The 15,634-nt window shown below is 58.7% G+C and carries 17 protein-coding genes; 8 read left to right on the top strand and 9 right to left on the bottom strand.

Annotation, left to right across the window (positions count from 1 at the left end):
- Window positions 1-39 precede the first annotated feature (39 nt).
- Window positions 40-1,296, bottom strand: coding sequence for a serine--tRNA ligase (gene serS, locus MHY24_RS03785; protein ID WP_150850412.1), 1,257 nt, complete (start codon window positions 1,294-1,296; stop codon window positions 40-42).
- Between the two features lie 65 nt (window positions 1,297-1,361).
- On the opposite strand from serS, the gene MHY24_RS03780 reads away from it, so the two are divergent.
- The 3 genes from MHY24_RS03780 to MHY24_RS03770 are packed head-to-tail and all read left to right on the top strand — an operon-like array spanning window position 1,362 to window position 3,568.
- On the top strand, window positions 1,362-2,111 hold the full coding sequence (locus MHY24_RS03780; protein ID WP_005325388.1) for a GntR family transcriptional regulator: 750 nt from the start codon (window positions 1,362-1,364) through the stop codon (window positions 2,109-2,111).
- A 36-nt stretch (window positions 2,112-2,147) separates the two neighbouring features.
- The gene (locus MHY24_RS03775; protein ID WP_239228400.1) at window positions 2,148-3,221 is read left to right on the top strand and encodes a septum formation family protein; all 1,074 of its coding nucleotides are present in this window, start codon (window positions 2,148-2,150) and stop codon (window positions 3,219-3,221) included.
- Window positions 3,221-3,568, top strand: a complete 348-nt coding sequence (locus MHY24_RS03770) for a metallopeptidase family protein (protein WP_049377520.1) — start codon at window positions 3,221-3,223, stop codon at window positions 3,566-3,568. The genes MHY24_RS03775 and MHY24_RS03770 overlap by 1 nt, the downstream gene beginning before the upstream one ends.
- On the opposite strand, the gene MHY24_RS03765 is transcribed toward MHY24_RS03770, so the two are convergent.
- Together MHY24_RS03765 and pheA are read right to left on the bottom strand one after the other, a co-directional pair.
- Complete coding sequence (locus tag MHY24_RS03765) at window positions 3,565-4,218, bottom strand: histidine phosphatase family protein (protein ID WP_239228399.1); 654 nt, start codon at window positions 4,216-4,218, stop codon at window positions 3,565-3,567. The two genes, MHY24_RS03770 and MHY24_RS03765, sit on opposite strands and share 4 nt — an antisense overlap.
- Window positions 4,219-4,227: 9 nt before the next feature.
- Window positions 4,228-5,124: a prephenate dehydratase gene (gene pheA / locus MHY24_RS03760; protein WP_239228398.1), complete on the bottom strand. Its 897-nt coding sequence runs from the start codon at window positions 5,122-5,124 to the stop codon at window positions 4,228-4,230.
- Window positions 5,125-5,157: 33 nt separating this feature from the next.
- On the opposite strand from pheA, the gene MHY24_RS03755 reads away from it, so the two are divergent.
- From MHY24_RS03755 to MHY24_RS03740, 4 genes are all read left to right on the top strand, one after another.
- The gene (locus MHY24_RS03755; protein WP_239228397.1) at window positions 5,158-6,294 is read left to right on the top strand and encodes an amidase; all 1,137 of its coding nucleotides are present in this window, start codon (window positions 5,158-5,160) and stop codon (window positions 6,292-6,294) included.
- Window positions 6,291-6,989 carry a CPBP family intramembrane glutamic endopeptidase gene (locus MHY24_RS03750; RefSeq protein ID WP_239228396.1) on the top strand — a complete coding sequence of 233 codons (699 nt, stop codon included), beginning with the start codon at window positions 6,291-6,293 and terminating at the stop codon, window positions 6,987-6,989. Before MHY24_RS03755 ends, MHY24_RS03750 begins: the two co-directional genes overlap by 4 nt.
- Before the next feature lie 63 nt (window positions 6,990-7,052).
- Complete coding sequence (locus MHY24_RS03745; RefSeq protein ID WP_239228395.1) at window positions 7,053-8,291, top strand: LCP family protein; 1,239 nt, start codon at window positions 7,053-7,055, stop codon at window positions 8,289-8,291.
- Window positions 8,292-9,333: 1,042 nt separating this feature from the next.
- The gene (locus MHY24_RS03740; RefSeq protein WP_239228394.1) at window positions 9,334-10,710 is read left to right on the top strand and encodes a hypothetical protein; all 1,377 of its coding nucleotides are present in this window, start codon (window positions 9,334-9,336) and stop codon (window positions 10,708-10,710) included.
- A gap of 554 nt (window positions 10,711-11,264) precedes the next feature.
- On the opposite strand, the gene MHY24_RS12145 is transcribed toward MHY24_RS03740, so the two are convergent.
- The 3 genes from MHY24_RS12145 to MHY24_RS12135 form a co-directional block, all read right to left on the bottom strand.
- Window positions 11,265-11,717, bottom strand: coding sequence for a DDE-type integrase/transposase/recombinase (locus MHY24_RS12145; protein WP_367398049.1), 453 nt, complete (start codon window positions 11,715-11,717; stop codon window positions 11,265-11,267).
- Between the two features lie 110 nt (window positions 11,718-11,827).
- Window positions 11,828-12,016: a transposase gene (locus tag MHY24_RS12140; RefSeq protein ID WP_367398048.1), complete on the bottom strand. Its 189-nt coding sequence runs from the start codon at window positions 12,014-12,016 to the stop codon at window positions 11,828-11,830.
- A gap of 214 nt (window positions 12,017-12,230) precedes the next feature.
- Window positions 12,231-12,443 (bottom strand): transposase, encoded by a 213-nt coding sequence (locus MHY24_RS12135; RefSeq protein ID WP_367398047.1) that lies wholly within the window; start codon window positions 12,441-12,443, stop codon window positions 12,231-12,233.
- A 324-nt stretch (window positions 12,444-12,767) separates the two neighbouring features.
- On the opposite strand from MHY24_RS12135, the gene MHY24_RS03730 reads away from it, so the two are divergent.
- Window positions 12,768-12,923, top strand: coding sequence for an IS3 family transposase (locus MHY24_RS03730; RefSeq protein ID WP_239228393.1), 156 nt, complete (start codon window positions 12,768-12,770; stop codon window positions 12,921-12,923).
- A 38-nt stretch (window positions 12,924-12,961) separates the two neighbouring features.
- On the opposite strand, the gene MHY24_RS03725 is transcribed toward MHY24_RS03730, so the two are convergent.
- From MHY24_RS03725 to MHY24_RS03715, 3 genes are read right to left on the bottom strand one after another with little or no spacing between them, the layout of a single operon-like run.
- A complete protein-coding gene (locus tag MHY24_RS03725) occupies window positions 12,962-13,882 on the bottom strand; it encodes a DUF5926 family protein (RefSeq protein WP_204610761.1) in 921 nt (306 codons plus the stop codon).
- Window positions 13,883-13,902: 20 nt separating this feature from the next.
- On the bottom strand, window positions 13,903-14,607 hold the full coding sequence (locus tag MHY24_RS03720; protein WP_239228392.1) for a glycerophosphodiester phosphodiesterase family protein: 705 nt from the start codon (window positions 14,605-14,607) through the stop codon (window positions 13,903-13,905).
- Window positions 14,607-15,554: an L-lactate dehydrogenase gene (locus MHY24_RS03715; protein WP_179387159.1), complete on the bottom strand. Its 948-nt coding sequence runs from the start codon at window positions 15,552-15,554 to the stop codon at window positions 14,607-14,609. The genes MHY24_RS03720 and MHY24_RS03715 overlap by 1 nt, the downstream gene beginning before the upstream one ends.
- Window positions 15,555-15,634 lie beyond the last annotated feature (80 nt).

Here is a 15,634-nt window from a genome sequence, read left to right as displayed (position 1 = left end):
TCGTCGCAGCGTTCATAACTCTCCAGGACGACGGCGGACTTACTGCGGGGTCAGGACATCCTTGCCCACGAACGGGCGCAGGGCCTCAGGGACAACGACGGAGCCGTCGGCCTGCTGGTGGTTTTCCAAAATGGCAACGAGCCAGCGGGTAGTCGCCAGCGTGCCGTTCAGGGTAGCTGCGGTCTGGGTCTTGCCGTTCTCGTCGCGGTAGCGGGTGGACAGGCGGCGAGCCTGGAAGGTGGTGCAGTTCGAGGTGGAGGTCAGCTCACGGTAGGTGCCTTGGGTAGGAACCCAAGCCTCATTGTCGAACTTGCGGGCCGCCGAAGAACCGAGGTCGCCACCGGCAATGTCGATGGTGCGGTAAGGCAGTTCCATGGCTGCAAGCATGTCCTTTTCCATGGACAGAAGGCGCTGGTGCATTTCTTCCGCGTCCTCCGGCTTGCAGTAGACAAACATCTCCAGCTTGTCGAATTGGTGGACGCGCAGGATGCCGCGAGTGTCCTTACCGTGGGAGCCAGCCTCACGGCGGAAGCAGGAGGACCAGCCGGCATACTGCAGCGGGCCATTGGAGAGGTCGATGATCTCATCCTTGTGGTAACCAGCAAGGGCCACCTCAGAGGTACCGACCAGGTACATATCGTCGGCCGGCAGGTAGTAAATCTCATCGGAGTGCTGGCCCAAGAAACCGGTGCCGGACATAATGTCTGGGCGAACCAGAACTGGAGGGATCATCAGCTTGAAGCCAGCTTCGCGCGCCTTCTGCGCCGCGAGCATCAGCATTCCCAGCTGCAGGAAGGCGCCATCGCCAGTGAGGTAGTAGAAACGAGCGCCGCCTACCTTGGCGCCACGCTTGACGTCGATAAGGCCGAGGGACTCACCCAACTCAAGGTGATCCTTTGGCTCGAAGTCGAACTCAGGAATCTGGCCGACTTCTTCGACCACTACGAAGTCATCTTCACCGCCGGCCGGGGCACCTTCGACCACGTTATCGAGCTTGTACTGCAGCTCTTCCACCTTGGCTTCAGCGGCAGACTGTGCCTCTTCCGCCTCCTTGACCTTGGCCTTCAGCTCATTAGAGCCCTCCAGCAGTGCCGGACGCTCCTCCGGGGAGGCTTGGCCGATCTTCTTGCCAAAAGCCTTCTGCTCGGAGCGCAGTTCGTCGGCCTTTTGGATAGCAGCGCGGCGCTGCTCATCAGCTTCCAAAAGCTGGTCTACGAGGGAGGGATCCTCACCTCGGTTCACCTGGGAAGCACGGACAACGTCGGGGTTTTCGCGGAGTAGCTTGAGATCAATCACGAATGTAAGTTTAGCGTATTGGCAACACCTTGCGGTGGTAATAACCAGCGAATTATGATGGCTTTATGTCCGCCGTTCAGCTCCCCGCCCGCACAATTACGGACGGTCCCGTTCCAAAACACACCCAATTGCACGATATCCTCGAAGAATTGTGCCGCACGACCCTCAAACCCGGCGATATCCTGCCCGGCGAGAGGCTTCTTGAAGAAACCTATGGCGTGTCACGGATCACGGTCCGCCGCGCCATCGGGGATCTTGTCGCGGCCGGAAAATTGCGCCGCGTCCGCGGAAAGGGCACCTTCGTAGCGCCCAATCCCCTTGTCTCCCGGCTCCACCTGGCCTCATTCTCGGACGAGATGGGCGCACAAGACGTCACCGCCTCCTCCAAAATCCTTACCAGCGGACGCAGCAGCGCCCCGGAGGATGCCGCCCTCTTTTTTGATACTCCTGCCCAAACCGAACATATTCACCTGCGCCGCCTGCGCTTGGGCGATGGCGAGCCCTACTCCATTGATGACGGCTGGTATAACTCCACGTATGCGCCCAGCCTGCTAGAAAATGACACCTACAATTCGGTCTACGCCATCCTCGACTCCGTCTTTAACGTCCCCATTACCGATGCGGATCAAACGGTCTCGGCGATTTCCGCCGATGCGGACACTGCCCCGCTTCTCGACGTCCCCGTGGGCACCCCACTGCTACACATCGTGCGCTACTCCCGCTCGGGCGATAGGCCGGTGGAGTGGTGTTCCTCGGTCTACCGCACCGACCGCTACCGGCTGACTACCCGGGTGGCTAGGGAGAACAGTATCTAGCCAGCACCCTGCTTAAAAGGTAAGATTAAAGGCCTTATGAAGAAATCACCTGCGTGGCGTTCCGCTGTGGCCGTCCAGATTGTCTTGATTGCGGCAATCGCGGCGGCCGTTTTCATGGGCATCTATGGCGTTATCAGCTCCCACAAATCGGGCGGCGAAGACACTACCGCTGCCCAGCAGCACAATAGCGGGGATACTTCAGAAACCGCCGCTCCTAAACCGGAGCCCTTCACCGCTGCGGCCGCCGGCGCTTGCTTGACGTGGGACATCGCCCAGGATGGCTCCGCCACCGGGTTCAAGGAAGTACCGTGCTCCGATCAGCACCGCTTCGAGGTTTCCAAGACCGAAGACCTCAGCGTCTACCCCACCAGCGAATTCGGCCCTGATGCCAACCGCCCAGCGCTTACTCGCCAACACCAATTGCGCGATGAGCTGTGCGAATCCGCCACTGTGGGCTATCTGCACGGTAAGTGGGATCCGAATGGCAAGTACGACGTAGCGTCCATTCTGCCGCCGCAGTCCGCCTGGGATCGCGGCGACCGCACCTTGCTGTGCGGCCTGCAAACCACCGATGATCACGGCGTACCGCAGCTTACTGGCGGCAACGTCGAGGCCTCCGAGCAGGCTAACCTCGCCAAGCCGGGCGAATGCTTGGCCATCGATGACAAGCAGGTTCCGCACGTCGTCGACTGCGCCAAGCCCCACCAAATGGAGACCGTTTCCGTCATCGATGTGGGCAAGCAGTTCCCTGACGGTTACCCGGACGGCAAGGATATGGACAAGTTCCTATCCGATACGTGTACCGCCGCCACCGAGGACTACCTTGGCGGCGAGGAACAGCTCTACCAGTCCACGCTGCAACCATTCTGGGGCTCTATCACCGAGGCCTCGTGGAACGGCGGCACCAAGTCCGTCAATTGCTCCCTTGTGCACGCCCGCGAAGGCGGCGGTTTCTCTGCCATCACCGGTTCCGCTACCGGTGGCCGCCAGGCGCTGACTATCGACGGCCAACCGCCGGAGGAACGCCCTGAGCGCAATCCACTGCGTGAGAGCAAGGACAATAATCCGGCACCCGAGTCCGCCGCCCCCGCACCGGCCCCAGCGCCCTAATGGTGGAGGTATCGGAAGAGCGCTTCGATGAGATGGTCAACGAGGCGCTCGATCAAGTCCCCGAGGAATTCGTGCGCCGCATGCGCAACCTCGTCATCTTGGTCGAAGATGAAAATCCCGATAACCCTATGTTGCTAGGACTCTACGAGGGTGTGGCACTGCCTCACCGCACCTTCGATCACACCGGTTTCCTGCCCGATGCGATCTTCATTTACCGCAACACGCTGCAGCGCTGGTCCGGCAGCGAGGAAGAATTAGCAGAGCAGGTCAAGGTCACCGTATTCCACGAACTCGGCCATTACTTTGGCCTCGAGGAAGAGGAACTGCACCGCTTGGGCTGGGGCTAGAGCTCCGTATCCGCCCACCGGGTTAACGTCCACTCACCAAAGTCCTTGCCGCGCGGTTCCATCACCATAAAGCGGCAATTGGCCAGGTAGCCGGTATAGGCAAAGTCGGAGTCAACGCCCGTGGCATGTTTGGTGACCACGCGGATGGCGGCGCCGTGGCTGACAAGGATGACATCCTGGTCGTCGGCAAGCTGCTCCGCAATGCCCTCCAGCACCGGCTGGTAGCGCGCCAGCACATCATCCAAGGTCTCGCCGCCTTCCATCCCGGCGCCGCGCTCGCCATCGCACCAGCCACGCATGGCCACCATGTGCGACCTATGGGCATCCTCGCTACCGTCCATCTCCCAGTCACCGGCGAAAATTTCGTGCACGCCGGCAACTACGTCAACGCGCTGGGAAAATTCCGGCATGCCGCGCTCCTGCTCAAAGGCGCGTGCCGCCAGCATCGCGGTCTGCTGAGCGCGCAGCGCAATGGAGCATTTAAATTCCACTTCGCGCTCGCCCACCAACTGCGCTAGCTCCTGGCCTACCTCCGTGGCTTGGTCGCGCCCGCGCTCGGTAAGTTCTGCCCCGGGCGGACGGGTATCGAGGAAGCGGGAAATATTGGAATAGGTCTGGCCGTGGCGCAGCAGGATAATTCTTCCGGGCATGCTTCTAGATTATTGGCCCCTGCGTGCCCGCGCTACCCAATCATCCGCCGCTGCCAGATCGCGCGGTGGCTTTCCCGCGGGCGTTGCCGCCGGCCAGGAGCCGAGGAAAAGCAAGTCCTCTGCCCGCAACCACAAGGCCCGCAGCGCCTCTGCCACCGGTTGATCGTCAATGTGCCCGATGAGGTCCACGTAGAAGCGGTACGTACCAAAGGCCTCCCGCGTCGGCCGCGACTCAATCCGGGACAGGTGCACCCCACGGTGCGCAAAGTCCTGCAACGCCCCCACCAGGCTGCCCGGTTCATTTGGCAAGGTGAAGATGACGCTGGTGCGGTCCTGGCCAGTTCTTGCCGTGGGTTTTCCCGGACGTCCCACCAGGACGAAGCGCGTTGCGGCGCCCTCAACATCTGCCACGTCCTGGGCGATGGTCTCCAGCCCAAAGATCTCGGCGGCCCGCGCCGGCGCTGCGGCCGCATCCGCTTCCCCACGGGCTACAGCCTCGGCCGCGGCGGCATTGGAACTGGCCGGCACGAACTCTACCTCCGGCAAATTGTCCTTCACCCAGCCGCGGATTTGCTGGAATGCCACCGGGTGGGTGCTCAGCCGCGCAATGTCGCCCGCGCCTTGCCGGGTCATGATGCTAAAGGCCACGGGGATATCCACCTCGCGGTAAATCTGCACGGGTTCGGCTTCAACCAGCGCATCAAAGGTGGTGGTCACAGCGCCATCGACGGAATTTTCAATGGCTACGCAGGCGTACTCGGCGTGCCCGGCGCGCACGGCGGCCACGGCCTCCGAAGGCGAGCTAACCGGCATGGTCTCTGCCTGCGGCAGGTGCGCGGCAAACTTATGCACGGCCGCTTCCGTAAAGGTTCCGGCTGGCCCCAGGAAGGCGATGGTGGTAGTCATGCACGTCACCTTAGCCCACTAGACTGGTGCCCCATGGACTTTTCCGTAGAACAACTCCGCGCGGATCTGCACGGCCTTACCCCCGAGGAGCACGGTTTCACCTACCTGGATGTGGACCGCGAGCCCTCCGGCCGAGGCCGGCTGAGCGGCTGGGTTCTTTCCGCCAAGGATCTCTGCGATGTCCGCGGCATGCCTACTACCTTGGGAAATGTCGATCGCACTTACTACCCCGAGCGCAGCGATGCCTTTATCGAGGCCTTGGAGAAGCAAGGTGCGCGCATCATCGGCAAATCCTCCACCCCGGAGTTGGGTCTGCGCGTAGATACGGAACCAGTAGGCCTGCCCCATCCCGATAATCCCCTCTATCCCGGCTGCACCCCGGGTGGTTCCTCGGGCGGTGCGGCGGTACAGGTCGCGCGGGGGTTGCTGCGCGCGGCGCACGCCAGCGATGGCGGCGGCTCCATCCGAGTGCCGGCCGCGGCCTGCGGCGTGGTGGGCTTCAAACCGGCAGGTGATGAAATGGGTGTGCAAGGCTTTATTACCCGTACAGTGGCCGATAATGCCTTTCTGCATGGCCACCGCATGATCACCCCGCGCGCCCGCATCGGCCTGCTGGTGGAGCCGCTGTTTTGCGATGCCAACGTCGATGCCCACCACCTGCGCGCCGCCCGCGAGGCCGCCCAACGCCTACAGGCTGCCGGCTTCACCGTGGTGCCTATTTCCCCGTATCCGCAGGCCCGGGCCACCTTTGCGCATTTCCGCACGACCTTTACCTCCCGTTTGGCGGGGCTCAACCCGGCGGCAGGCTACGCCGAGTGGATTGCTCAGCAGGGCCGGCGCGTAAGCTCCGCTGAGCTGGCCGCGGCGCGGGCCCATGTCCGGCAGCTGCCCGACTTGCTGGCCCAAGAATGGGGCGTCGATGCCATCCTCACCCCAATGCTGACCACAGACCCGCCGCGTATTGGTTCTTTCCTGTCCCTGCCCCATGCGGAGAATTTCGCGGCCCAGACCCGGTGGTCTCCGTGGGGTTCCCTCTTCAACATGGCCCGCCTGCCAGCCATTTCCGTGCCATGGGCCGTTCCCAATCACCCGCCGGTGGGCGTGCACCTGGGAGGCATTACGCTTTCCGACGCCGCCCTGCTCGGCCTCGCCCACATCCTCCACCCATGACCAAGTCCCTACGCGCCGAGCTGCTCATCGTCCTCACCCTCACCTTTGGCATTTCCGGGGTGCGGGCGGTGTTAAACCTCATCAATTCCCTGGCCGCGCCGCAGCGGCTCGACGAGCAATCGGTCACCCTCAATTCCAGCCAATCCTCCCTTGCTTGGGTGGATATGGGACTGCAGCTGTGCTCGGCCGCCGTGCTCTTTTCCTATGGAGCCTTAGCGCTTTTCCTGCTGGCCAAGGACCGCTTTGTGCCCCGTGCCCACCGCGCCCGCGACTGGCTCGAAGGCGGAGGGCTTGCCGCCCTCATTGGCATCCCGGGGCTCACCCTGTATGTCGCGGCGGTGCACTTGGGGTGGAGCAAGGAAGTCATCCCGGGCGACTTCGCCAATGCCTGGGTGGAAATCCCCGTTTCCCTCCTCAAGGCCGCTGCCAACGCCTTCGCGGAGGAAACCGTGGTGGTGATGTGGCTTATGACGCGCTTGCGCCAGGCCCGCTGGTCGCTGCCAGCCACGCTGGCCGCAAGCTCCATTCTCCGCGGTTCTTACCACCTCTACCAGGGTGTTTCCGCTGGATGTGGCAATATCATCATGGGGTTAATCTACGGCTATTACTACCACCGCACGGGGCGGGTATGGCCTTTGGTCATAGCGCATTTTCTTATCGACGCCGTCGCTTTCGTAGGTTATTCCTTCCTGTGAAAATGCCCTTAAGGGAACGTCGCGAAGCAGGCGTTGCTCCCTGCTCCTTGTAAGGTATAGCGCATGACTGAATCAGGACGAGATCCGCATAGGGAGGCCCGCCGCGCCGGCGACGACTCCTCCACTGAATTCGTCCTTGGGGCCGATGGACGTCCCCTCAAGGATCGATACGGCCGCCCCATTCGACGCCGTTCCTCCGCCCGCCCGGCGCCGCGGCGGGTGGAATCCGAGCAACAATCCTTCCGCGCTCCGCAGCCACAGCAACAGCCCCCGCGCCGCACTCCGCCGCCAACACCGAGCCGCTACCCCAGCCAGTACCGCGCGCAGCAGCGCCCGCCTCGTCGCACCACGTCGAGCCCGGCGCCCCGGCAGCGCCCGCACAGCCGGCGCAAAAAGGTTAATCCGGCAAAGCACGCCCTCGGGTGCGTTGGCTTGGCGCTCGTCGTTCTGCTGGTATTCAACCTCGTCTTCATGTTCTGGACCGATGCCCGCCTCACCCGCGTGGAGGCGCTGCCAAAAGAACAAGTGCCTAATACCGCCGGCACCAATTGGTTGCTCGTCGGTTCTGACTCCCGCCAAGGCCTCAGCGAGGAACAGCAGGCTGAACTGGGCACCGGTGGTGATGTGGGCGAGGGCCGCACCGATACCATCATGCTGCTGCACATCCCACGCACCGGCAAGGCCAAGCTCGTTTCCATCCCACGCGATAGCTACGTGGAAGTCCCCGGTTTTGGCATGGACAAGATCAATGCCGCCTTTACCTACGGTGGACCGCAGCTGCTTGCCCAAACCGTCGAAGGCACGACCGGTCTGCGCATCGACCATTACGCCGAGATCGGCATGGGTGGCCTAGCCAATGTGGTCGACTCCGTCGGCGGCGTAGACGTATGCGTGAAGGAACCCATCAATGACCCGCTGGCCGGCATTGATCTCCAAGATGGCTGCCAGAAGCTCAAGGGCCGCGACGCCCTCGGGTACGTGCGCACCCGCGCCACCGCCATGGGTGACCTTGACCGCGTGCAGCGACAGCGCGAATTCTTCTCCGCATTGCTGGATAAGGTTGCTTCCCCAGCCACCCTGATTAACCCATTCCGCGCCTTCTCCTTGGTCAACCACACCGCCTCCTCGTTCATCGTGGACGAGGGCGACCACGTCTGGCACCTCGCCCGCGTGGCACTAGCCATGGGCTCCGGTGTAGACACCGAGACCGTCCCCATCGGCGGTTTCCAAGACACCGAGGTAGGAAACGTCGTCCTCTGGGACGAGGAAGCAGCCTCTGGGTTGTGGGATTCCCTCAAATAGGGATTAACACATGGCCCGGGGCCGGCCCAACGATCCGTGGGAGTAAACGTCGGTGACAAACGCGGCGTACACAAAGCCTTTCTTCGCGCACACGTACTTAATGTCGGCCACCCACAGCTTGATCGGGCTCTGAGCTTTGAATTCACGCTCGACTAAGTCCGGGCGCAGATCAGGTATGTTAGCTTTTCGGGTTGTGATAGGTGATCCGCCTTTGCCTGTGCCAGAAACACCGGCCAGGCGCATCAGCCGGGTGGATTGTTCACGTCCGATATCAATGCAATTCCGTCACGGCGGAGAGTATGCTTTTCCACGCACCGTAGACACCGCAATTATCCCGATGAACAGCACTAATGCGTTGAACCAGAACAGCATCACGAAGGCGACGAGCACTTAATCCACGGGCTTTGGACTGGCGATAACCACGCGAGGTGATAAACCCACCAGCCCCGGTTATTCTTAAACGTCTTACACATGAACTCGGGCAGTGAAACGATTCCGGTATTCATCGATGAACCGGATCATTTCTTAACGTTTTGGGCCTGGTTCCGACGTGAAAAAGCCGAGGCAGCCTTCAACAGCTCATTAGTGTCGCGTAGCTCTTGAATTTTACGGCGTAGCCGCGCGTCTTCGGCGGCCAAATCTTCAGGCACAGGTTCTGGGGTTTTCCCGCACGGCGGGTCTGCCAAAGTCCATTGACAAGCCATGTGCCATGAAACCCCGGCTATCGGGGTACAGCCTGGCACGCGGGGTGCATCGACATTTTTCCGCCACGATGCGATCTTCCCCGAGACGGACCACACGGTCCTTGGCATCTTGGTCAAATTTGCTCGTCATTTTCCGGATTTTCCCATCTGCTCAGACGGAACAAATCCTGGGACATTTCAGTTAATTCCCTTTCAGGCTTGACTACACGTCTAGAATGAATCAGGCGTGCTTACGACAGGTGTGTGGTAATTCATTGCGTCGAGTGCGTATGCGAGCTGCCCAAAAGGAATGGAAACACATGGTAACAAGAAGTCAGATGTCGCGTCGGTATAGCGACATGACGACAAGCGTTAATCAACTCAAGAACGCTGCGGAGAAACAACTTCGTGCAACACGTGTCGGAAATGCTATTTCGGCATCCGCCGCTGCACTGAACCACCGTGACCAGCAGACTACGCACAGTCTGCTGGAGGAGTCTATTGAGGTCCAGCGAGAGCAGACTCGGCGGATTGTGGGTGAACTGCGGACGATTGATGAGTCAATCAATTCTTTCGCACAAAAAACTGAGGAGCAACTTGAAGATCTCAAACATATTAACTTTGCTCAATGGCGCGATGGTGTGGGTCGGGAATATTACTACAACTATAGGCCGCAAGCAAAGAAGTATATTGAAAAATTCGAGAACCTATCCAATGCATGGCTACGCGTAGTGTCGGCAAGAATGGTAGATGTTGTCCGGGAATTTCCGCAATGGAAGGAGCAGCATTGGCGGTCTGATGCCCTTAAAACAGGTGTGTTCATTGATCCCCCTGAGCTGGAGGAGCCACCGGTAGACAAGGAGTTGCCACGGCAAAGGATCCCAGATGGGTTCGCAGGATACGTTATGATTCTCGGCCCGTCTGTGGTGATCATGATCTTGGCTACAATTCTTCTCCCAGTTATCATCGGAATCGTTGGAACCGTTGCACAGGTTGGGCTCGAGGGCGATATGAAGAGTCGATTTGATGCACTGGCCGAAGAATATCCCGAGTTTGTGGAGAATCAGGAAAATCTAATTCCTGATTTTTATGATGCAGCTGAAGCTCAAATGCTGCTAGATGAGGGCTGTACGGCCGAGACCATGCAAGAAGACTTAGACCGAGCTTCCTCAAAGGGAGTCGAACTTGATCTGGCAGCATTCCCTCAAGACGCCGCCGGTGTGGAGCGATACTGCTCGACAAGAACGAGCGTGCTGCAAACCGCCCGCGACATGGAAAACCAATCCGACCAATCTGTGAATAACGGCACCAACGTTATAATGAAGGTCCTCGGTTTGGCGTTTCTCGTCGCTATTATTCTCCCCTTTATCATCGCATTTCTTAGGCGTAAAATGCGGCAGGATCGACGTGAAGTCGAGCAGCAGAACCAGGCCGCGATTGAGGCTTGGCAGCAGCGTGCAGAACAACGCAAGGTGGAATTCCAGCAGCGAAACGACCAAGCACGCGAAGAAGCATTTGAAAAATTCCAACGAGTTTTGGGTGTGCCGATTAACAAAAACCTCGGCACCCTTTGGGCAGATAGGTCAACGCGTAATATGGCCCAGACGTTGTCCTCCATCGTAGGAAATGAATTGCGCCGTCCGCCGGTGGTGGAGGAGCTTCCGAAGGTTGGAGAGCCCAGGCTAAATCCTCAAATTCCGTCTGTATTGAGTGAGGCTCTCGTTAGCAGTAAATAAGGTTGCCGCAGCTCTTAACATCCTTGTCTGGGAAACTATGCCAGACAAGGATGTTGTCGTTTTCTCTACTGTTTGAGCTTTGCTTCCTCCAGCACAGAAGGTCCATGATGTGAGTTTACCGGGTCTTCTACATTTCGTTTCCGTGACGGAGGAATTGAGGTGTTCGCAAAGCTTTGAGGGTCTCTTTTGATGCTTGAACAAGAAGGGAAAATCGATCTACCTGACACAGCGCGTGAAATCAAAAATACCGTGTAACAACTCCGTGGTCGCCGCAGATTCTGCCACCAACATTTCCACTACGGAGCTAGTACAAATCAACACGGTTTGAGGCCTCATTTGTTGTGCTTTTGAGGATTACCCTTAAATGTGTAGCAGCGTTCCTAAATAGTATGTCAATCTCGCGGGTGAACTGCTCCCCACTATTTGGTAGCTGATTGGGCCTGCCCCGGAAAGTTAAGATTACCCTCGTTTAGTGGACACCCTATTAGTACGGATCTTGTGTCCGTAGGAGAGGATGGGGCCAACCCTCGGAAAGTGGACACATCGGGGGTTAACTATGCGTCTTTAGCCAGTGTAGCTGAAGTCTCGGCTTCAAAAACATCAGGAGCCACAATATTGCACCAGGAGTGTCGTCTGCGCGTGTTGTAGCGCATGCACCACCGGAAGACATCCTGACGGCAGGCGATCGGATCCTTAAAGACTTTCCGATCACGCAAAACTTCCCGCTTTAAGGTAGCGTTAAACGATTTCGCTAGGGCGTTTACCGCGCCCATGGATTGGCGTCCACCCAGCGACAAGCAGTAGTTTCTAAACGCTTGTGAGGTGTACGCACTGCCGCGATCGGAGTGGAAAACAGCCTCATCAAGACTGCCACGCACACCGTGTGCGTGGGCTAGGACATCGATGACCAGTGAGCCTCGCATGTGGTTCGCGAGTGCATAACCTGCAAGTTTACGCGAATAGGTGTCAATGACTGTAGCCAAATACATGTTTTGCCTCCCCTGCACGGCAGGTAGGTAATATCGCCGACATAAACACGGTTCGGCGTATCAGCGGTGAATGTACGGCCCACTAGATCTGGCATGACACGGTGACCAGGCTTGCGCCGGGTGGTGATTCATCGACGCCGTTTGCTAAAACCTTTTAGTCCCATGGCTTTCATGATTCGTGCGACCTTCTTATGGTTGATCGGAGCCAGGTCCGTATCGTCGTTGAGCCTTGCAGCGATACGTTCAGCACCATAAAGACCATGCTCGTCATTAAAGATGGAACTAATTTTTACCCCAATAAGACCGTCAGAATGCATCTTTAACCTGTACTTTTACGGGTGCTGACCCATTTATAGAATGAGGAACGATTCAGCTTTAAAACGTGGCACATCCGTGTAAGCCGAGTACTCGGTTCGGTGGTCATAGACAAACTGGAAGCGGATCACCAGTGAGTCTCTTTAAGCAAAATTTTTCGCGGCCCTACGCAGGATGTCTCGTTCTTCGCGCAGCTTAGAGACTTCCTTTGTCACACTAGCGGATTCGCGCAGAATCATTCGCCGCTTGGGCTTGATCGTGTACGGCTTTTATGCGGGCACGTTTGCCGGTGCCGTTCTTTTTGACCCATGAATGCAGCGAGGCACGGTTGATGCCGAGCTCTGCTGATGCTGAGTTCAGCGAGAGGTCCTTGTTGTTCTCATAGAGGGCCACGGCATCGCGCTTGAACTCTTCGGAGTACCTGGACATGGTGGTAGATTACCTTTTTCCCAGCTCGACTGGGCTGGATATCAGGTGTCGACCAAATGGGGGTCAGGCCCCTCACCCACTCTCGAGATCCGTAGACGTCGCTCGGAAAAGCCGAACTGGTCATCTTGCAGAGGGCGCATTGATGGAGCACCAGGCAGCTTCTTGAAGCATTCGACTGCGCCAGCCCACAAAAAGTAAAAACCAGGTACTAATCCAGCCCATCAACACAGGGTCGAAAAATAGGGGAAACTAAGCCCAGGACGCTTCAGCCAACTGTTACGACAATGCAGCAATGGAGAATTTCTGCGGCCACGTAAAACCGAGATGTACCACGGAGTAGCCTCTAACAACGTCGAGGGATTCACCCCAGATATCGAAGACTACACCCAGTGGTACTACGCCGCACGCATCCAACAACGACTAAAGGGCCTGGCCCAGATGCACTATCGGAACCAGGCCCTTAAACCCCTAACCACCTAGAATTAAACCAGTCCAACAGGAGGGGCCAATTTATGTCTTTAACGCAAAGTCACCTGGCGGGACTTGATGTTTTCTAGCTGCTTGCGCTCATCGGCGTTCAGCTGGGCATCATTAGAGATTTCTTCCTCCAAGGCCTTGTCCACGCGGGTGAGGTGCTCCTCATAGGAAGCGTGGTCAACCTCTGGATCCAAGTCGAAGACTGGAGCGATGAGACCGTGGGTGCGGAAAACACCGGCGAACTTGGTGCCCTCGCCCAAGTTCAGCTCACCGCGGGCGGCGACGCGCGCCAGTGCGTTCAGGAATGCGGCTTCATCATCACTCGGGCGGACCCAACGGATGTGGGCCTTGCCGCCGCCGGCATTTGCCCAGAAGGCCGCACCGGTGATGTTCTCGCCCACCTGGTGGGACTCGATGACGGAATCATTAGCGGCGCGTAGCGACTGCGCAATCTGCGGGGTGACCTGTGCTCCCTCCGGAATCCACCATTCGAAGTCCTGGTGAACCTGCACGTCGAGGGTAGCGGAGGCATCGATAAGCTCCTCCAGCTTCGGCTCCGAGCCGTCAGCCGCGGTGGATTCCAGGGTGGCGCCCGGCTCGTTATTCTTCACCCAGTTGAGGGCGAAGGCGAGGTCGCGGCCTGGGTTGTGGGTGTGGGACTGCACCTGCAGGCCCACGAAAGCATCGCCGCCAAATTCGGTGTCCCGAATTAGCGCAGCAGAAGCACCCGGCAGGACGGTGGCTACATACACGTTCTTGTCGCAGCCTTTGACGTCAAGCTTGGCAAAAGCGGAGGGGACGAACTCCTGCATGGCGACCAGGGAGGCCTCCGCAGCAAGTCCGCCGTAGGGGCGGGGATCCTTTTCCAGGGCGGCGCGCTCTTTGGCGCGGGCAGCGAGCTTTGCCTGGCGGCGGGACATGCCCTCAGGCAGCTGTTCCTTGTTCTTTTTCTTCTTGGCCATGCCTCCAAGATACCTGCTTACTAGAGCTCAATGGCATGTAGGGCCACTTCGGGTTGATTGGTGGCGAGCATATCTACCCCGTTAGCCCACGCCCACTTCATATCCTCCGGCTTGTCTACGGTCCACAGGTAGGTAGGCAATCCCTGCGCGCCGATAATTGCCGGCTGCAGCTTCGCGCGCAACAACGATACGCCAAGCGCGGTGGGCCTGGACAGCATTACATCGGGACGGTTGACGTGGCGCTCCCAATCGCGACGAAGATAAATCCGGTCCATGTGCGGCGCCAAATTCTGCATGCGGCGAATGGCATGGTGGGAAAAGGAAATGACGTGGATCCGGGGGTCATCGAAAAGCCCCGCATAACGCAGGCGCAGCACCGTTTGCTCCTCCAGGATGTCGCCCTGCCCGGAGGGGTGCTTAGTCTCGATATAAAGGTGGTGCGGTGTGCCCTCGAGTAGTTCCAAAAGTTCATCGAGAAGCATCATGCGTTGGCCCGAACCGATGTCAACGCCGCGCAAATCTTCCCAGTCCATCTTGGAAATGCGGCCGGGGCGCCCCGCGGTGCGGTCCAACGTGGGATCGTGCTGAACCACTACTTTTCCATCGCGCGTCAAGCGCACATCGCACTCGACGCCGTGAATTGGCAAATCTAGGGCTTTTTCAAAAGCTAGAGGGGATAGCTCCGGATATTTTCCGGAGTATCCCCTATGAGCGACAATCTTCACTAGCCGAAGAACTCTTCCTTGATGTCATTCAGGGTCTTAGCAGAAGCATCGAAGCGCTCCTTTTCGTGCTCACTGAGCTGCAGCTCAATCGCGCGCACGATGCCGGAACGGTTGATGATGGCAGCGGTGCCGATGTAGAGATCCTCTACGCCGTACTCGCCCTGCAGGTAAGCAGATACTGGCAGTGCCACGTCCTGGTTCTGGATGACGGCGGCGGTGATGCGGGCCAGGCCCATGCCGATGCCAAAGGAAGTAGAGCCCTTAGCGTCAATGATGGAGTAGGCGGCATCACGGGTATCTTCGAAGATCTTCTCGATGCGCTCTGCATACTCCGGATCCGAGTCCAGCTTCTTGGACATCGGGACACCAGCGATATTCGCGGTGGAGACGGCCGGCAGCTCGGAATCGCCGTGCTCGCCCACGATGTAGGCGTGTACGGACTTCGGTGCAACATCTTCCAGCTCGCCCAGCATGTAGCGGAAACGAGCGGAGTCCAGCACGGTGCCCGAGCCGATGACGCGCTTGTGGTCCAGGCCGGAAGCCTTCCATACGGCGTAGGTCAGGATATCCACTGGGTTGGAGGCAACCAGGAAGATGCCATCAAAGTCATTCGCCATGACGTCAGAGACGATGCTGTTCATGATCTTGACGTTCTTGCCCACCAGGTCCAGGCGGGTCTCGCCCGGCTTCTGTGCGGCACCGGCGCAGATGACGACCATATCGGCGTCTGCGCAATCAGCGTAGGTGCCCTTGGTGACGCGGGTGCGGGTGGGGGCCCAAACAACACCGTGGTTGAGGTCCATGACGTTGCCTTCTAGCTTCTTTTCATCGATGTCGATGATTGCCAGGTGGTCAACGATGCTTTGGTTGATGAGAGCGAAGGCGTAGGCGACTCCTACGTCGCCGGCGCCGATGAGAACTACCTTGTTTCCTACATGATTTGCCATGACCCCATTGTGCAACTATTTGGGGATCTTTGCACGGGCTAGATCTCACTCTGAAATTCCCACCGAAATCTGGGACAATC

Origin of the sequence: Corynebacterium sp. ACRPQ (assembly GCF_022347225.1) — a bacterium.
In the GTDB taxonomy this organism is placed as follows: domain Bacteria; phylum Actinomycetota; class Actinomycetes; order Mycobacteriales; family Mycobacteriaceae; genus Corynebacterium; species Corynebacterium tuberculostearicum_D.
Note: the sequence above shows the minus strand (reverse complement) of the source record. Positions and strands in the feature narration are given on the sequence as shown.